Origin of the sequence: Enterobacter soli ATCC BAA-2102, assembly GCF_001654845.1 — a bacterium.
In the GTDB taxonomy this organism is placed as follows: domain Bacteria; phylum Pseudomonadota; class Gammaproteobacteria; order Enterobacterales; family Enterobacteriaceae; genus Enterobacter; species Enterobacter soli.
Map to the genome: position 1 here is coordinate 64,242 of NZ_LXES01000015.1, position 16,730 is coordinate 80,971.

A 16,730-nucleotide genomic window follows, 5' to 3' on the forward strand; every position below is an offset into this window, starting at 1 on the left:
CAAAGCCCGCCATTACTGGAAACTGTGAACTCCCTCACGTTCATCTTTGCTTTCTTGCCAGCCCCGGTTTTCGCCTGTCAGTAACGAGAAGGTGACTTTTTCTTCCCTTTCTTACACTCATCCCCAATGACTTAAAGAGGGACCCGAACATGACATTTCGCCATTGTGTGGCAGTCGATTTAGGCGCATCCAGCGGCCGCGTAATGCTGGCCACATATGACTGTACCCAGCGCACACTTTCGCTTCGTGAAATGCACCGCTTTGTTAACTGCCTGCAAAAGCAGGATGGTTTTGACACCTGGGATATTGACGGCCTGGAAGCCGAGATCCGCATCGGGCTGACGAAAGTCTGCGATGACGGGATCCGTATCGATAGCATCGGCATTGATACCTGGGGCGTGGATTATGTGCTGCTTGGCAACAACGGCGAGCGTGTTGGCCTGCCCGTGTCGTATCGTGACAGTCGTACCGATGGCGTAATGATGCAGGCCATCGAACAGCTCGGCATGGCGAATATCTATGCCCGCTCAGGCATTCAGTTCCTCCCTTTCAATACGCTCTACCAGCTGCGCGCGCTAGTCGGCATGCAGCCGGAGCTGGTAGCAAATGTCGCCCATGCTTTGATGATCCCGGATTACTTCAGCTACCGCCTGACCGGCAACATGAACTGGGAATACACCAATGCCACCACGACTCAGCTGGTCAACATCAATTCCGATAACTGGGACGAGCACCTGCTGAACTGGACGGGCGCATCCGCATCCTGGTTCGGCACACCAACCCATCCCGGTAATGTGATCGGTCAGTGGATGTGCCCGCAGGGAAATAAAATCCCGGTGGTGGCCGTTGCGAGCCACGATACCGCCAGCGCGGTGATTGCCTCGCCGCTCGCCAGTAAGGATTCTGCCTACCTCTCTTCCGGCACCTGGTCGCTGATGGGCTTTGAGAGCAAAACGCCGTATACCAGCACCGCCGCTCTGGCGGCAAACATCACCAACGAAGGCGGTGCGGAAGGCCGTTATCGGGTGCTGAAAAACATCATGGGTCTGTGGTTGCTTCAGCGCGTGCTGAAAGAGCAAAACATTACCGACCTGCCGCGCCTTATCGCCGATACCGGCGCGCTGCCGGCATGTCACTTCCTGATTAACCCGAACGATGACCGTTTTATTAACCCGGCGCACATGAGCGCGGAGATCCAGGCCGCCTGCTTCGAGGCCGGACACGCCGTGCCATCCAGCCCCGCTGAGCTGGCGCGCTGCATATTCGACAGCCTGGCGCTGCTGTATGCCGATGTGCTGAGCGAGCTGGAAGCCCTTCGCGGTAAGCCATTCAGCCAGTTACACATCGTGGGTGGTGGCTGCCAGAACCAGCTTCTGAACCAGCTTTGCGCCGATGCCTGCGGCATCACCGTGGTGGCAGGCCCAGTTGAAGCCTCCACGCTCGGCAATATCGGCATTCAGCTGATGACGCTGGATGAGCTATCAAACGTTGACGATTTCCGCTCGGTGGTGACGGCGAACTACAGCCTGACCACCTTCACACCCAATCCCTGCAATGAAATTGCCCGCTACCGGGCCCAGTTTCAGCAAAAACGACTGACTAAGGAGCTTTGCGCATGACCACTCAACTTGAACAAGCCTGGGACCTGGCTAAACAGCGTTTCGCCGCCGTTGGCGTGGATGTCGAAGAGGCGCTGAGCCAGCTCGACCGCTTGCCTGTCTCTATGCACTGCTGGCAGGGCGATGACGTTGCTGGTTTCGAGAATCCAGGCGGTTCCCTGACGGGGGGCATTCAGGCGACCGGTAACTATCCTGGCAAAGCGCGTAACGCGACCGAACTGCGTGCCGACCTGGAGCTGGCGCTGAGCCTGATCCCGGGGCCAAAACGCCTGAACCTTCATGCGATTTACCTCGAATCAAGCGAGCCGGTTGCGCGTAACGAGATCAAACCAGAGCACTTTAAGAACTGGGTTGAGTGGGCGAAAACCAACAAACTGGGGCTGGACTTTAACCCGTCCTGCTTCTCGCACCCGCTGAGCGCCGATGGTTTTACCCTCGCCCATGCGAATGATGAAATTCGTCAGTTCTGGATTGACCACGTGAAGGCCAGCCGCCGCGTCTCGGCTTATTTCGGTGAACAGCTTGGCACGCCCTCGGTGATGAACATCTGGATCCCGGACGGCATGAAAGATATCACCGTTGACCGTCTGGCTCCGCGTCAGCGCCTGCTGGCCGCACTGGATGAGGCTATCAGCGAAAAACTGAACCCGGCGCACCATATCGACGCAGTAGAGAGCAAGCTGTTCGGCATTGGCGCAGAAAGCTACACCGTTGGCTCTAACGAGTTCTACATGGGTTACGCCACCAGCCGCCAGACCGCGCTGTGCCTGGACGCCGGTCACTTCCATCCAACAGAGGTGATCTCCGACAAAATTTCCGCCGCCATGCTTTACGTGCCGCGCCTGCTGCTGCACGTGAGCCGCCCGGTTCGCTGGGACAGCGACCACGTGGTGCTGCTGGATGACGAAACCCAGACCATCGCCAGCGAAATCATTCGCCACGATCTGTTCGACCGCGTGCACATTGGCCTCGACTTCTTCGATGCCTCCATCAACCGCATCGCGGCATGGGTTATCGGTACCCGCAACATGAAGAAAGCGCTGCTGCGTGCGCTGCTGGAACCAACCGATGCACTCAAACAGCTGGAAGCCAACGGCGACTACACTGCCCGTCTGGCCCTGCTGGAAGAGCAGAAATCCCTGCCATGGCAGGCGGTCTGGGAGATGTATTGCCAGCGTAACGATGCTCCGGCAGGCAGCCAGTGGCTGGACAACGTGCGGGCGTATGAGAAAGAGATTTTGAGCAAACGTGGATGAGTCATCCCGGCAAGAACCGACTGCACCAGGTAAACGCCCGGTGCAGTCGGCGTGAGATCTGTACCAATAAAAACATCGCGTCCCGCTGATTCAGACGGGACGAAAACCACCTGCAATCCCTACAACTAACTCAATTCAGTGGAGTAAAAGCAATGAAAATAAAGACAAGCTTGATCCTCACCGTTGCCGCTCTGGCGTTGTCCAGTTCCGCTTTAGCAGAAGTCAAAATCGCCCTGGTGGCGAAATCACTAGGAAATGGATTCTTCGAGGCAGCGAACGTTGGCGCGCAGGAGGCAGCCAAAGAGTTAGGCGATGTAAAAGTCATTTATACCGGCCCAACCACAACCACCGCTGAGGCGCAGATCGAAGTGCTGAACGGGCTGATCGCCCAGGGCGTTGATGCGATCGCAATTTCCGCGAACGATCCGGATGCGCTGGTGCCGGTACTGAAGAAAGCGATGCAGCGCGGGATCAAAGTTGTTTCCTGGGATTCCGGCGTGGCAAAAGCCGGACGTCAAATCCACCTGAACCCGTCCAATAACGCCCTGATTGGCGAAACCAACGTCAAGCTCGCTGCCGATGCGCTAAAAGCGCTGAACGTGGATAAAGGCGAGGTGGCCGTGCTGAGCGCCACGCCAACCTCCACCAACCAGAACACCTGGATTGCAGAGATGAAAAAGGTGCTGCCGCAGTACCCGTCCGTCAATCTGGTGACCGTGGCGTACGGTGACGATCTCTCTGACAAGAGCTACCGCGAAGCGGTCGGCCTGCTGAAAACCTACCCGGATCTGAAAGTGATTGTTTCGCCATCGTCTGTCGGCATTGTGGCCGCAGCGCAGGCGGTCAAAGACCAGGGCAAGATTGGCAAAGTGTACGTCACGGGTTTAGGGCTGCCGTCTGAAATGGCAGGCGCGGTGAAATCGGGTGCCAGCAAAAGCTTTGCCATCTGGAACCCCATCGATCTGGGCTACGCAGCAACCTATTTAGCGGATGACCTGGTGAAAGGAACAGCAACAAAAGACGAAGCCAGCATGGGTAAACTGGGCAAAGTGAAGCTGGATGCCGACGGTAACGGGGCGATGGCTGAGCCGTTCGTCTACGATGCCAGCAATATTGATAAGTTCTCGAAGATCTTTTGATCCTTTCCCCCCCCCCTCTCCCCAAAGGGGCGAGGGGCTCGATCGGTTCCCTCTCCCCTCCGGGGAGAGGGTTAGGGTGAGGGGTAATCTATGGAGAACTATCATGACCCCATTGCTACAGCTTTCCGGCATCACCAAGGTTTTCCCTGGTGTGCGTGCCCTTGAGAACGTCCAGCTTGAGCTCTGGCCCGGCAAAGTCACCGCCCTTATTGGTGAGAACGGTGCGGGCAAGTCAACGCTGGTCAAAGTGATGACCGGCATTTACCAGCCTGAAGAGGGCGAAATCCTCTATAAGGCAATCCCTATTCAGCTCCCGACGCCGGAATCGGCGCACAAGGTTGGGATCACCGCCATCCATCAGGAAACCGTCCTGTTCGATGAACTGTCGGTCACCGAAAACATTTTCGTCGGGCAATACCTCTACACAGGCTTTTTCAAAAAGCTCGACTGGCCAGAGATGCACCGCCGGGCGCAGGCCATCCTCACCCGTCTGGAAGTCCCAATCGACCCACGCGCCACGCTGAAAACCCTGAGTATCGCCCAGCGTCATATGGTGGCGATAGCTCGCGCGCTGTCGTTTGAGGCGCAGGTGGTTATTCTCGACGAACCCACGGCGGCGCTATCGCAACACGAAATCCTCGAGTTTTACCAAATCGTTGAGCGCTTAAAGCAGGAAGGCAAAGCCATCCTGTTTATTTCGCACAAATTTGACGAGATCTTTGAGCTTGCCGATCACTACACCATTTTGCGCGACGGCGTCTTTGTGGGTGCTGGTGCGATGAGCGAGATAACCGAAGAGCGGATGGTATCGATGATGGTCGGGCGCGCCATTACCCAGACCTTCCCGAAAGTCGACTGCGAAAAAGGCGCAACGGTGCTGGAGGTAAAAGACCTGTGTCACCCGACTGAGTTCGCCAATATCAGCTTCTCCCTGCGGAAAGGGGAAATTCTTGGCTTCTATGGGCTGGTGGGCGCCGGTCGTACCGAACTGATGCAGGCGCTTTCCGGCGTCACGCGGCCGTCGTCGGGGGAGATTGTCCTGAACGGTCACGCCCAGCACTTCCGCCAGCCTGCCGATGCCATCAAAGCCGGTATCGTCTGCGTACCGGAAGAGCGTCAGAAGCAGGGTGCGATTATCGAATTGCCGATTGCGCAGAACATCAGCCTGCCGCAACTCAGCAAGCTCAACCCGAATGGCGTGCTGCACGATGACCGTGAATGGCAACTGGCCGACGAGTACGCAAAGCGTTTGCAGGTCAAAGCCTTTAGCTGGAAACAGGCGGTTGAAACCCTCTCCGGCGGCAACCAACAAAAAGTGGTGATCGGCAAATGGCTGGCCACGCATCCTGACGTGATCATCCTCGATGAGCCAACAAAAGGCATTGATATCGGCTCAAAAGCGGCCGTTCATCAATTTATGTCCGAACTGGTTGGGCAGGGGCTGGCGGTGATTATGGTGTCGTCCGAGCTGCCGGAAGTGATGGGCATGGCAGACAGAATAATCGTCATGCACGAAGGGCTGATGGTGGCGGAATACCAGGCGGGCGACGCCACGGCGGAAACCATCGTCAGCGCCGCCAGCGGTGCAAAACAGGAGGCAGCGTAATGTTGAACTCACTGCTTAAACACCGTGAAGCCCTGCTGGGGGCGGTCATTATCCTGATGGTGATTGCCATTGGCAGCCGCGTGCCGTCGTTTATCGCGCCGGGAAACCTGGTGGAGATGTTTAACGACACCTCCATTCTGGTGATCCTCGCACTGGGGCAGATGATGGTGCTGCTGACCAAAGGCATTGATTTGTCGATGGCGGCGAACCTTGCATTGACCGGAATGATAGTCGCGCTGATTAACTTCCATTACCCGGACGTTCCCGTCTGGACGCTGCTGATCCTCGCCACCGCGCTGGGCCTGCTGATGGGCGTCATCAACGGCCTGCTGGTGTGGAAGCTGGGCATTCCGGCGATTGTCGTGACGCTGGGCACCATGAGCATTTACCGCGGGATCATCTTTTTGCTCTCCGGCGGCGGTTGGGTCAACTCCAACCAGATGGGGGCAGATTTTCTCGGCCTGCCGCGCGCCTCTGTGCTGGGGTTACCGGTGCTGAGCTGGTGTGCTATCGCCGCACTGCTGCTGGTGGGGTATTTCCTGCGCTACAGCCGCACAGGACGGGCGCTCTACACCGCGGGCGGTAACGCCACAGCGGCCTACTACACCGGGATCAACGCCGGAAAGATGCAGTTTGTCAGCTTCTGCCTGTCGGGGCTGCTGGCCGGGTTCTGCGGCTATCTGTGGATTTCACGTTTCGCAGTTGCTTATGTCGATGTTGCCAACGGCTTTGAGTTACAGGTAGTGGCGGCGTGCGTCATTGGCGGGATCAGCACCATGGGCGGTACCGGGCGAGTGCTCGGCTGTCTGTTTGGGGCCCTGTTCCTCGGCGTCATCAACAACGCCCTGCCGGTGATTGGCGTCTCTCCATTCTGGCAAATGGCGATTTCCGGCACGGTTATCGTGATTGCGGTTCTGCTTAACGAGCGCGGCAATAAACGTAAAGGCCGCCTTATCCTGCGCGACGCCGCGCTGGCACGTCAGAAAATGGCGGTGAAATCATGAGCAAAATGATGACCTCTGAAGAGATCAAAAACGAGCCGGCTCCGGCGGGCATTTTCCAGCGCCTGCTGTGCTGGGAAGGTTTTCTGCTGGCGGTCACGCTGGCGGTGTTTGTGGTGAATGCCCTCGCCTCGCCTTATTTCCTCAACATCTGGAACCTCTCGGATGCGACATTCAACTTTACCGAAAAAGCGATCATCGTGCTGCCAATGGCGATGCTGATTATCGCCCGGGAAATTGATCTGTCGGTGGCCTCCACCATCGCGCTCAGCTCCACGGTAATGGGCTTTTGCGCGGCGGCGGGCGTGGATACGCCACTGCTGGTGTGCGTGGGGTTAGGCGTGGGGCTGCTGTGCGGGTTATTCAACGGCATCCTGGTGACGCGCTTTAACCTGTCGTCCATCGTCATCACCATCGGCACCATGAGCCTTTATCGCGGTATCACTTACATCCTGCTCGGCGATCAGGCGCTGAACAGCTACCCGGACAGCTTCGCCTGGTTAGGGCAAGGCTATGTCTTTGGCGCGCTGTCCTTTGAGTTTGCCCTGTTCATCGTGCTCGCGGCGGTGTTTGCCTTTGTGCTGCACCGTACTAACTTTGGCCGCCGCACCTACGCCATCGGCAATAACCCCACCGGCGCGTGGTATTCGGGCATTAACGTCAAACGCCATAACCTGATCCTGTTTGCTCTGGTGGGGCTGATGTCCGGTCTGGCATCGGTGCTGCTGACCTCGCGTCTGGGCAGTACCCGCCCGACGATTGCGATGGGTTGGGAGCTGGCAGTGGTGACGATGGCGGTGCTCGGTGGGGTCAATATTCTGGGTGGGTCCGGCAGCATGGTGGGCGTGATTATCGCCGCCTTCCTGATGGGTCTGGTGACCTTTGGCCTGAGTCTGCTTAACGTGCCCGGCATCGTGATGTCGGTGATTATCGGCGCGATGCTGATCGTGGTGATTTCACTGCCCATTATTACGCGCCGGATGATGCAACGAAGACGGATTTGAGTTTCGCAATATCAATATTAAGGAGAATTATCATGAGCTTTATGTTGGCACTTCCAAAAATCAGCCTGCACGGTGCGGGCGCAATCGGCGATATGGTTAATCTGGTGGCAAACAAACAGTGGGGTAAAGCACTGGTTGTCACCGACGGCCAGCTGGTAAAACTCGGCCTGCTGGATAGCCTGTTCTCCGCGCTGGACGCCCATCAGATGTCATATCATCTGTTTGACGAGGTATTCCCGAACCCGACGGAAGCCCTGGTGCAAAAAGGATTTGCCGCTTACCAGGACGCAGAGTGTGATTACGTGATCGCTTTTGGCGGCGGTAGCCCGATTGATACCGCCAAAGCGATCAAGATCCTCACGGCTAACCCTGGCCCGTCAACCGCGTATTCTGGCGTGGGCAAGGTGAAAAACGCGGGCGTGCCGCTGGTGGCGATTAATACCACCGCCGGTACGGCGGCAGAGATGACCAGTAACGCGGTCATCATCGATTCCGCGCGCCAGGTGAAAGAGGTGATCATCGACCCGAACATCATCCCGGATATCGCCGTGGACGATGCCAGCGTAATGCTTGATATTCCTGCCTCCGTCACCGCTGCTACCGGTATGGATGCGTTAACCCACGCCATTGAAGCCTATGTCTCCGTTGGCGCTCACCCACTGACCGACGCCAATGCGCTGGAAGCCATTCGACTGATCAACCTGTGGCTGCCAAAAGCGGTCGATGATGGTCATAACCTGGAAGCGCGCGAGCAAATGGCGTTCGGTCAGTATCTGGCGGGCATGGCGTTTAACAGCGCCGGTCTGGGTCTGGTTCACGCCCTGGCGCATCAGCCGGGGGCAACGCACAACCTGCCACACGGTGTGTGCAACGCCATCCTGCTGCCGATCATCGAAAACTTTAACCGCCCTAACGCTGTCGCACGCTTTGCCCGCGTGGCGCAGGCGATGGGTGTCGACACGCGCGGCATGAGCGATGAAGCGGCCAGTATGTCGGCCATTCAGGCGATCCGCGACCTGAGCTCCCGGGTTGGCATTCCGTCTGGTTTCAGCCAGCTTGGCGTGACCAAAGCGGATATCGAAGGCTGGCTGGATAAAGCCCTCGCCGACCCGTGTGCGCCATGCAATCCACGCACTGCCAGCCGCGATGAAGTCCGCGAGCTGTATCTGGAGGCATTATGATCCGTAAAGCCTTTGTGATGCAGGTTAACCCCGACGCGCACGAAGAGTATCAGCGTCGCCATAACCCCATCTGGCCGGAGCTGGAAGCCACGCTGAAAAGCCACGGTGCGCACCACTACGCCATTTATCTCGACAAGGTTCGCAATCTGCTGTTTGCGACCGTAGAGATTGAATCGGAAGAGCGCTGGAACGCGGTGGCGAACACCGACGTTTGCCAGCGCTGGTGGAAACATATGCGAGACGTGATGCCGTCGAACCCGGACAACAGCCCGGTGAGCGCGGAATTAAAAGAGGTGTTTTACCTGGACTAATACGTTAACGCTGCCGCATTCGCGGCAGCGTCATTTGCCTAGTTAGCCTCCACCGTATTACTGCGCGCGGCAATCTCCTGCCTGCTGCTCAGCGTAAACGCCGACACCACCGTAATCGCCAGCACAAAGCAGCCCAGCATCAGGTAAGTATCCTGGAAGCCGATCCGGTCATACATATTTCCGGCAAAGGCGGACAGAAAAATGGCCGCCGACTGTTTCGCAAACTGGAAGCCAATCAGATAGATAGTGGCAGACAAGCGGGTATCGAACACCCCGGTGATGTACTTGAATGCGCCCACCAGCAGGAATGGCACCTCCAGCGCGTGCAGCATCTTCAGGGCAATCACTTCCACGGCGGTGGTGGCAAATGACGAGCCAATAATGCGCGTCGCCATAATCAGCCCGGCAATCAGCAGCGTATTTTTCGCGCCAATGCGGTTAATGATCCACGGCGAACAGAACATGATGATGGCATTACAAATTTCCCCTGCCGTGGTGGCAAAACCGAATGCACGCGTCCCTTCCTGCGGTGTGGCAAAGAAGGTTTTGAAGAAGGTCGCGAACTGCTGGTCGAACACGTCATACACGCAGGCCACGCCAATCACATACAGAATGAACATCCACATTCTGCGCTGGCGGAACAGATTGAAGACGGTTTTCGCCGTGATTTGCGGCTGATTGGCACCCAGAGCATTCATCACCTGGGCGGTTTGATTCGGTTTCGGTTTTGCGACCACCAGCAACAACATAAGCAACAGCGCCGCTGCCGACCCCATCCAGAAAACATATGATGGGTCGATGCCAAACAAGATCCCGCCCGTCGAGGCACACAGCCCCCAACCCAGACAGCCGAACATGCGTGCCTTACCGTATTCAAAGAAGCTGTTGCGGCTCACGCGTTCAATGTAAGCCTCAATCGCCCCAGATCCCGCCGAGAAGACGAACCCGATGAACAGCCCACCGCTCAATGCCCCCAGCCAGATATTCGCTTTAAGCAGTGGCGCAAAGACGAACAGGAAGAAGGGTGCGAATAAAAACAGCAGCACCGCGATAATCCACAGCAGATGTTTTTTCAGCCCCAACTTATCTGAGATAACCCCCAGCACCGGCTGAAATGCGATAGCCGAAAGCGAAATGCAGGAGAACACAATCCCGGTATGGGTTTTGTTCAGGCCGATGATGTCCGACAGCCAGATCGGCAGGAACGGAAAGCAGGTGGCCATGATGAAGAAGTAGAGAAAGAAGAACAGCCCGAAGATCCAGAAATTAGGGTTGTCTTTGTGGGTACAGGTTGTTGTGTTCATTATTTTTATCCTCAACGGAGGGCCGGTTGCCCGGCCCATCACCCTTATACGCGTTCTACGCCAATCAGAATGGCGGTTTCCGGGTCCAGGATCGGCAGCGCGATCCCCGCCTGCATCAGCCACTCGCCGCTCACCGTTTGTGGTGTTTCCATCCATACCGGCAACTTGCGCATGGTGTGCCCACCCTTGCCTGTGATTTGAATGTTTGGGTGATCGAGCAGAGTGATGCGATATTGCGCGCTGGCCTCCAGCCCCGGCATTCGCAGCGGCATCATCAGGGCGTAATCCGGCATTGCCAACTGGCTGACAATAAACAGCCCCTGCGTTTTGTCTTCGCTCACTATACCCTGCGCCAGGGTGCTGCTGTCCGGCATATCCACCCGCCACTGGGTACCGTGATGGATAACCTCGCGCCACTGTTTATGCAGCGCCGCGTAATGGCGATACCCTTCGCGCTCCTGTTCATCGACGGTGAGCGGATCCAGCTCCAGCCCCATATGGCCAAACAGCGCAGTCAGGCCACGGAATGCGATGCTGTGCTGGCGGAAGGTGGCATGGCATTTATGATGACCGATATGCGCGCCCATCACCTCCGGCGGGAAGAAATAGCTCATGCCGCGCTGAATGGTGTTGCGCTCCAGCGCGTCGTTATTATCAGAAGCCCAGAAACGGTGGCTGCGGGTCAACACCTCATAGTCGATGCGTCCGCCGCCTGAAGAACAGGATTCAAATTCAATATGCGGGAAGCGCCCACCCAGCACATCCAACAGACGATAGAACTGGCGCGTTTGTGCATCGGCGGCCGCTCTACCTTTGTGCCCCGGCTGCACCAGCTCGCGGTTCATATCCCATTTCACGTAGTCGACCGCATGTTCACCCAGCAGCCAGCTCATACGTTCTACCAGATAATCAAAAGCTTCAGGGATGTTGAGATTAAGCACGAGTTGATGGCGCCCCGTCGCTTGCGTGTAACCCGGTAGCGCCAGCACCCAGTCTGGATGTGCACGGTAAAGATCCGAATCAGGGTTAATCATCTCCGGCTCAACCCAGATACCAAATTCCATGCCGAGACTTTTCACATGGTTAATCACCGGTGCCAGCCCGTTCGGGTATTTCTTCTCGTCCAGATACCAGTCACCCAGCGCGGCATGGTCATCGTTACGGCCTTTGAACCAGCCGTCGTCGATGATAAAGCGCTCGACGCCCAGCGCGGCCGCTTCATCAGCCATCCGCATGATGTAGTCTGGGTCGTGGTTGAAGTAGATCCCCTCCCAGGTGTTGAGATGCACCGGGCGCGGTTTGTTTTCCGGGAAGCGGATAATGTTGTCACGCAGGTAGCGATGAAACTGCTGGCTCATGCCGTTCAGCCCTTTCGCGGAGTAACTCGCAAACAGGCGCGGCGTCCAGAGTGTTTCCCCTTCGTTAATCGCCATTTCCCCTGGCAGATAGAGCGCTTCGGCCTGGAGATAACGGCGTCCGTCCGTTTTGGCTTCGGCACGCAGACGGTGGTTACCGCTCCAGCCCAGATGTACGCCCCAGACGTCACCCTGCATTTCACTGAAAGACGAGGTGCCTGAGATCAGCGCCGGGAAATGCTCATGGGATGTTTTTCCGCGACGGTTTTCTATCACAAAACTGTTGTGCTCAAGCGTTACGCGGTGTGGCTGAAATTCGTGGATCCAGCGCCCGTGGAAAGCCATAACCTCCTGCGCACGCTCGGCCACCGGCAGCGTCACGGCGAAGCGATCCACCTGCCAGGGCTGCGCTTTCAGGTTAGTCAAACCATGACGCACCACCAGCACGCCACTGGCATCCAGCGCCAGCTCACTGGTCAGACGCAGGCCTGCGTGTTCATCTTCTGCGGTCACCGTCAGGGTTTGCCCCTGTAGTTGCACATCAGAGGTCTTGAATACCGGGGAGCCGTCCAGCCCCTGCCGATGCCCCTCAATCCCGGGCGAGCCAAATAAACCGTGGCCCAGCTCCGCCATCAGCGTGACAGGGGAATCCACATCCAGCCTGCCGTTGGCCACCGGTCGCGAGAGACTTGCGACATCCTGTGGTGAAAAGTGGCCAAGATGCGGCCCCCAGTAGATAATTTCGGCGAACGGGTGAGTTTTGATCACCACGTCAACCGTCTTGCTTTCGAGTCGTAAAATGAAATCTTGCATCAGACATCTCCTGTCATCGGGATGTCCTGAGTGTTGATCCGAAACGTTTCGGATGAGAACCAAAACGTTTCGGATTTGTGATCGGGTTTGGAAATTTGCTGTATTTAGGCCGTCTGACCTGGGGAGAATTCCGGCTGCCAGAGCACCTGAAGCTGAGCGATATCGTCGCCGTTAATCAGCTGGCGCACCATATCTGCAATCTGTATTCCCACGCCCTGACGCGTTGACTGAATAACCGATGCCACGTCGATCTCCACGATGCTGTCCTGCGGCAAACCGTCGTAGACCACCAGCGACACAGCGTTTTCGCCTGTTAAGCGGCCACGCTGTGCCAGTGCCATGGCCGCGCCGTCGCCGTGGGTGTTGCAGTCGGTAATGATGGCTGTAGGCGGTTGTGGCAAAGAGAGGAGTTCATTCGTGGTGGCATAACCCACGCGGCGCGATGGCGGCATGGCACGTAGCCATTCGCTGGAAAGGCCTGCTTCCCGCAATGCGTCCAGAAAGCCCTTCCGACGCTGCGTAATAAAAGCCTGATTGTTGCTCTCGCCCAAAAACGCAATCCGCTGATGGCCCTTTTCGATAAGCCAGCGTGTCGCCTGATACGTACCGGCATAATTGTCGAAATCAAACCATGCATACGGCTGCGGCAACTGGCTACGCCCGAGGGCCAGGAAGGGGAACCCGGCGGCCTGGAGCTGCTCCAGACGCGGGTCATGATCCAGCGTGTGCGCCACAATTAACGCATCCACGCGGCGGCTTTGCACCATGCGCATGTAGCTGTGCTTATCGGCCAGGTCGTCATCGGCAATCAGCAGGAGATCGATTTCATGTCGCGCAAGTTCATGGCTAATCTCGCCGACCATGTCCATAAATACGCTGTTATTGAGCGGAACAGGATGAACCGGAAACACCAGGCCGACGGCATCGATTTTACCCATCTTCAGACGTCGGGCGAAGGTATTCGGCCGGTAGCCCCGGCGCTGGGCCTCCGCTTCAACGCGGGTGCGCGTTTCACTGGAGACGTCGTCATATCCGTTCAGGGCACGGCTGACGGTGGTAACAGACAGCCCCAGTTCTTTGGCAATGGCTTTAAGCGACATGATTTTCCGTAACTTCGTTAGTTTTGTTCCGCAACCAGCAGCGCATGGGTATCCGGCTCCAGCGCCTTAAATATGTGCGGCAAATCGGCGGGATAACAAATGTAATCCCCCGGCCCCAGCTCCTCTGGCGCATCCGTCAGGCCAACCAGCGCCCGGCCTTGCGTCACAATAATATGCTCAACCGAACCCGGCGGATGCGGCTGTGAAATGCGGTCCGCGCCTGGCTGCGTCAGCAGTAAATAGACATCCCGACGAGCGCCCGGCGGGCACGCGGCCAGCAAAATCGCCTGATAGTTTGCCTGTTCAGCAATCACTTTGGTGCCTTCACCACGGCGGATGACCTGCGTGGTGGGTTGTTGCGGCTCCAGCAAGCGGGCAAACGGAATGCCCAGGGCAACACACAACGACCAGAGCGTCTCCAGGCTTGGGTTACCGTTACCGGATTCCAGCTGCGAAAGCGTGGACTTGGCGATCCCGGCACGGCGGGCAATCTCCGCCAGTGAAAGCCCGGTTCGCAGGCGTTCTCGCACCAGACTTTTGGCGATCACGCTGATTGGCTGCGTCATAAAACGGCCTCTGTTCTATAAATCGAACGAATCGTTCATCTTGAAAAACGATCCTGATGCGTTCATTATAATGGAAACACGTTCGATATGGCTAAAATTGTATGAAGCATCACCTCTCCTGTCTTAAAGGCGACACGATAAAAGCAATCATCCTGGTGTGCCTGGCCGTTGGCGTTGTCGGGATGTCATACGGCTCGCTGGCGATGGCGTATGGTTTCCCGGTCTGGGTGCCGTTTGTGCTCTCTATCACCGTGCTGGCGGGCGCGTCTGAATTTATGTTTATCGGCATTGTGGCCAGTGGCGGTAATCCGCTGGCGGCGGCCGCTGCGGGCTTACTGGTCAACGCGCGCCATGTCCCGTTTGGCGTAACAGTGCGTGAACTGGTGGGTAAGCGCGGCCTCAGCCTGCTCGGATGCCACATCATGAACGATGAAAGTGTGGTGTTTGGCCTGTCGCAAAAAACGCCTGAACAACGAAAAGCCGCCTACTGGTTGTGCGGCCTTGGCGTGGCGCTCATCTGGCCGCTTGGCGCGTTGCTGGGGGCGATGGTGGGCAAACTCTTACCCGCACCGGAAACCATCGGGCTGGACGCCGTGTTCCCGGCCATTTTACTGGCGCTGGTGGTTCCGGCATTTAAAAACCGCACCACGCTTATCCGCGCCTGTAGTGGTGCAGTGTTGTCACTGGCCGCCGTGCCATTTGCGCCGGTCGGTTTGCCGGTTCTTCTTTCTTTACTGGGCCTGGCGGCGAGGAAAAAATAATGGGAAACATGACATTCTTTATTCTGGGTATCGCCATCTTATCGGCAGGGACGTATCTAATGCGTCTTGGCGGTGCGAAACTGGGCAGCCGGCTGGCACTGTCAGAGCGTTCACAGGCGCTGCTTTCTGACGCGGCAACGGTCTTACTCTTCTCCGTGGCGCTGGCGACAACCTTTTATGAAGGGGAACACTTTGCGGGAATGGCGCGCGTTCTGGGCGTGGCGTTTGCCGTATTCCTTGCCTGGCGCAAAATGCCATTAATTGTGGTGATCGTTGCGGCTGCGGTGGTGACAGCGCTGCTGCGCCTGGCGGGGATCCAATAAAAAAAGCGCCCCGGGGGCGCTCTTTCGACGGTAAAGCGGGATTATTTGTTCAGTTCAGCCGTCATATGTACGCGGTTACCCGAGAATGCCTGAGTAATTTTGTAAGATGACGCGCCAGCTTCCTGGGCCTGTGCTGCGATTTTCGCTTCTGCGCCATCGATGGTAGAGGCGGTTGCGGTAACAGTCTGTGCAGCAAAAGAACCGAAAGAAGTAGCCAGTGCGATTACTGCGACAAAAGTTTTGATGCTTTTCATGATGTAAACCCTTTCATTTAGTTGTTTAGGTAAGGCGCCGTGCATTGATGAGATAAATACTAGACCTCATCACGAACAACTAAAAGCGGAAGGATTTGCTAATATCATTCAAAATTACTGATCAACAATTAACCGCTGAGGATGGGTATAAATCGTCGCCCTTCCCGGCTTACAGAATCCGACCAGCGTCAGGTTACAGCGCTCTGCCACTTCCACAGCCAGCGTGGTCGCCGCTGACACCGCAAACAGAATTTCAATGCCGCACATCGCCGACTTCTGCACCATCTCATAGCTGGCCCGGCTGGACACCAGCGCTGCACCCTGTTTCCAGATATCGCTCTCGCGCGCCCGGCGGCCCAGCAGTTTATCCAGTGCCACATGGCGACCCACATCCTCATGCCCACCAGCAATTTTACCTGATGGCAGCACCCAGGCCGCGGCATGTGTACACCCGCTCAACTGGCCAATGGGCTGGACATCGTTCAGGTGCTCAAGAGCGTTATCGAGATACGCCAGGTTAAATGTCTGGGTAAACGGCAGCGGGGATATCGGTTTGCCAATATCGTTAAGCTGCTCAACGCCGCAGACTCCACAGCCTGTGCGGCCTGCCAGTGCGCGACGGCGCTCTTTCAGCCCCATAAAGCGGCGACTGGAAAGCTCGATTTGCACTTCAAGACCATTACAGGCCTGAACCACGTCCATGCCGTAGATATCCTGCGGGTGCTCAATGATGCCTTCCGAAAGGGAAAAGCCGATGGCGAACAGGTCGAGATCTTTGGGCGAGGCCATCATCACAACGTGCGAGATACCGTTGTAGACCAGGGCAACAGGGACTTCCTCCGCCAGAAAATCGGGAGTGACGCGGGTAATGTGGGGCGGTCTGTGTACCGACAGTTCCACAATGCCCGCAGGCAGTGGCGACGCGTGGGTAGCACGGTTTTGTTTAGACACAACGGTATTCCTGAACAACCACAGAAGCAGGTCTGCTATTGCAGCATAAACGGCAGACCTTACGCATAGTATGGATCAACTTTTCAGCACCCATCCTCATCAAGTTTATCTACTCATTCAGGAGGGGGGCAACCAAAGCCATGATACACCCCTTTAACATGGGTGGCCGATAATGTGATTAATATC

Annotated in this window: 16 protein-coding genes; 10 read left to right on the top strand and 6 right to left on the bottom strand. The window is 56.8% G+C overall.

The genetic code is table 11. From position 1 onward, the window contains the following. The first annotated feature begins 149 nt into the window (after positions 1–149). From rhaB to rhaM, 8 genes are all read left to right on the top strand, one after another. On the top strand, positions 150–1,619 hold the full coding sequence (rhaB, locus tag M987_RS05380; protein WP_014072368.1) for a rhamnulokinase: 1,470 nt from the start codon (positions 150–152) through the stop codon (positions 1,617–1,619). Then, positions 1,616–2,875 (top strand): L-rhamnose isomerase, encoded by a 1,260-nt coding sequence (rhaA, locus tag M987_RS05385; RefSeq protein ID WP_014072369.1) that lies wholly within the window; start codon positions 1,616–1,618, stop codon positions 2,873–2,875. Before rhaB ends, rhaA begins: the two co-directional genes overlap by 4 nt. A 152-nt stretch (positions 2,876–3,027) precedes the next feature. Continuing rightward, positions 3,028–4,014 (top strand): rhamnose ABC transporter substrate-binding protein, encoded by a 987-nt coding sequence (rhaS, locus tag M987_RS05390; protein WP_014072370.1) that lies wholly within the window; start codon positions 3,028–3,030, stop codon positions 4,012–4,014. Between the two features lie 103 nt (positions 4,015–4,117). Beyond that, on the top strand, positions 4,118–5,620 hold the full coding sequence (locus tag M987_RS05395) for a sugar ABC transporter ATP-binding protein (RefSeq protein WP_014072371.1): 1,503 nt from the start codon (positions 4,118–4,120) through the stop codon (positions 5,618–5,620). Next, positions 5,620–6,624: an ABC transporter permease gene (locus M987_RS05400; protein ID WP_014072372.1), complete on the top strand. Its 1,005-nt coding sequence runs from the start codon at positions 5,620–5,622 to the stop codon at positions 6,622–6,624. Before M987_RS05395 ends, M987_RS05400 begins: the two co-directional genes overlap by 1 nt. After that, a complete protein-coding gene (locus M987_RS05405) occupies positions 6,621–7,625 on the top strand; it encodes an ABC transporter permease (RefSeq protein ID WP_041162158.1) in 1,005 nt (334 codons plus the stop codon). Before M987_RS05400 ends, M987_RS05405 begins: the two co-directional genes overlap by 4 nt. A gap of 32 nt (positions 7,626–7,657) precedes the next feature. Continuing rightward, positions 7,658–8,806: a lactaldehyde reductase gene (gene fucO, locus M987_RS05410; RefSeq protein ID WP_014072374.1), complete on the top strand. Its 1,149-nt coding sequence runs from the start codon at positions 7,658–7,660 to the stop codon at positions 8,804–8,806. Further along, a complete protein-coding gene (gene rhaM, locus M987_RS05415) occupies positions 8,803–9,117 on the top strand; it encodes an L-rhamnose mutarotase (protein ID WP_014072375.1) in 315 nt (104 codons plus the stop codon). Before fucO ends, rhaM begins: the two co-directional genes overlap by 4 nt. 38 nt (positions 9,118–9,155) lie before the next feature. Here rhaM and M987_RS05420 read toward each other — a convergent pair whose 3' ends face one another. The 4 genes from M987_RS05420 to M987_RS05435 all read right to left on the bottom strand — a co-directional run bounded on the left by M987_RS05420 (position 9,156) and on the right by M987_RS05435 (position 14,255). Further along, entirely contained in the window at positions 9,156–10,421 is a 1,266-nt protein-coding gene (locus M987_RS05420; protein WP_014072376.1) for an MFS transporter, read from the bottom strand. A 44-nt stretch (positions 10,422–10,465) separates the two neighbouring features. After that, positions 10,466–12,589 (bottom strand): alpha-galactosidase, encoded by a 2,124-nt coding sequence (locus tag M987_RS05425; RefSeq protein ID WP_014072377.1) that lies wholly within the window; start codon positions 12,587–12,589, stop codon positions 10,466–10,468. A 104-nt stretch (positions 12,590–12,693) separates the two neighbouring features. Then, the gene (locus M987_RS05430; protein WP_014072378.1) at positions 12,694–13,689 is read right to left on the bottom strand and encodes a LacI family DNA-binding transcriptional regulator; all 996 of its coding nucleotides are present in this window, start codon (positions 13,687–13,689) and stop codon (positions 12,694–12,696) included. A 17-nt stretch (positions 13,690–13,706) separates the two neighbouring features. Then, positions 13,707–14,255 carry a helix-turn-helix domain-containing protein gene (locus M987_RS05435; RefSeq protein ID WP_014072379.1) on the bottom strand — a complete coding sequence of 183 codons (549 nt, stop codon included), beginning with the start codon at positions 14,253–14,255 and terminating at the stop codon, positions 13,707–13,709. Between the two features lie 101 nt (positions 14,256–14,356). Here M987_RS05435 and M987_RS05440 point away from each other — a divergent pair, with 101 nt between their 5' ends. Both M987_RS05440 and M987_RS05445 read left to right on the top strand, forming a co-directional pair. Next, positions 14,357–15,016: an AzlC family ABC transporter permease gene (locus tag M987_RS05440; protein WP_014072380.1), complete on the top strand. Its 660-nt coding sequence runs from the start codon at positions 14,357–14,359 to the stop codon at positions 15,014–15,016. Continuing rightward, on the top strand, positions 15,016–15,339 hold the full coding sequence (locus M987_RS05445) for an AzlD domain-containing protein (protein WP_014072381.1): 324 nt from the start codon (positions 15,016–15,018) through the stop codon (positions 15,337–15,339). The genes M987_RS05440 and M987_RS05445 overlap by 1 nt, the downstream gene beginning before the upstream one ends. Before the next feature lie 41 nt (positions 15,340–15,380). On the opposite strand, the gene M987_RS05450 is transcribed toward M987_RS05445, so the two are convergent. Continuing rightward, complete coding sequence (locus tag M987_RS05450; RefSeq protein WP_014072382.1) at positions 15,381–15,593, bottom strand: YdgH/BhsA/McbA family protein; 213 nt, start codon at positions 15,591–15,593, stop codon at positions 15,381–15,383. Positions 15,594–15,707: 114 nt separating this feature from the next. After that, positions 15,708–16,544, bottom strand: a complete 837-nt coding sequence (gene fdhD / locus M987_RS05455; protein WP_014072383.1) for a formate dehydrogenase accessory sulfurtransferase FdhD — start codon at positions 16,542–16,544, stop codon at positions 15,708–15,710. Positions 16,545–16,730: the final 186 nt, after the last annotated feature.

What these genes read in the sequence shown, in the direction of transcription:
- M987_RS05445 (WP_014072381.1), top strand. Translation starts at nt 15,016, where the DNA reads ATGGGAAACATGACATTCTTTATTCTGGGTATCGCCATCTTATCGGCA.
- rhaB (WP_014072368.1), top strand. Translation starts at nt 150, where the DNA reads ATGACATTTCGCCATTGTGTGGCAGTCGATTTAGGCGCATCCAGCGGC.
- fucO (WP_014072374.1), top strand. Translation starts at nt 7,658, where the DNA reads ATGAGCTTTATGTTGGCACTTCCAAAAATCAGCCTGCACGGTGCGGGC.
- M987_RS05400 (WP_014072372.1), top strand. Translation starts at nt 5,620, where the DNA reads ATGTTGAACTCACTGCTTAAACACCGTGAAGCCCTGCTGGGGGCGGTC.
- M987_RS05395 (WP_014072371.1), top strand. Translation starts at nt 4,118, where the DNA reads ATGACCCCATTGCTACAGCTTTCCGGCATCACCAAGGTTTTCCCTGGT.
- M987_RS05450 (WP_014072382.1), bottom strand. Translation starts at nt 15,593, where the DNA reads ATGAAAAGCATCAAAACTTTTGTCGCAGTAATCGCACTGGCTACTTCT.
- rhaM (WP_014072375.1), top strand. Translation starts at nt 8,803, where the DNA reads ATGATCCGTAAAGCCTTTGTGATGCAGGTTAACCCCGACGCGCACGAA.
- M987_RS05430 (WP_014072378.1), bottom strand. Translation starts at nt 13,689, where the DNA reads ATGTCGCTTAAAGCCATTGCCAAAGAACTGGGGCTGTCTGTTACCACC.
- M987_RS05420 (WP_014072376.1), bottom strand. Translation starts at nt 10,421, where the DNA reads ATGAACACAACAACCTGTACCCACAAAGACAACCCTAATTTCTGGATC.
- M987_RS05440 (WP_014072380.1), top strand. Translation starts at nt 14,357, where the DNA reads ATGAAGCATCACCTCTCCTGTCTTAAAGGCGACACGATAAAAGCAATC.
- M987_RS05435 (WP_014072379.1), bottom strand. Translation starts at nt 14,255, where the DNA reads ATGACGCAGCCAATCAGCGTGATCGCCAAAAGTCTGGTGCGAGAACGC.
- M987_RS05405 (WP_041162158.1), top strand. Translation starts at nt 6,621, where the DNA reads ATGAGCAAAATGATGACCTCTGAAGAGATCAAAAACGAGCCGGCTCCG.
- M987_RS05425 (WP_014072377.1), bottom strand. Translation starts at nt 12,589, where the DNA reads ATGCAAGATTTCATTTTACGACTCGAAAGCAAGACGGTTGACGTGGTG.
- rhaA (WP_014072369.1), top strand. Translation starts at nt 1,616, where the DNA reads ATGACCACTCAACTTGAACAAGCCTGGGACCTGGCTAAACAGCGTTTC.
- rhaS (WP_014072370.1), top strand. Translation starts at nt 3,028, where the DNA reads ATGAAAATAAAGACAAGCTTGATCCTCACCGTTGCCGCTCTGGCGTTG.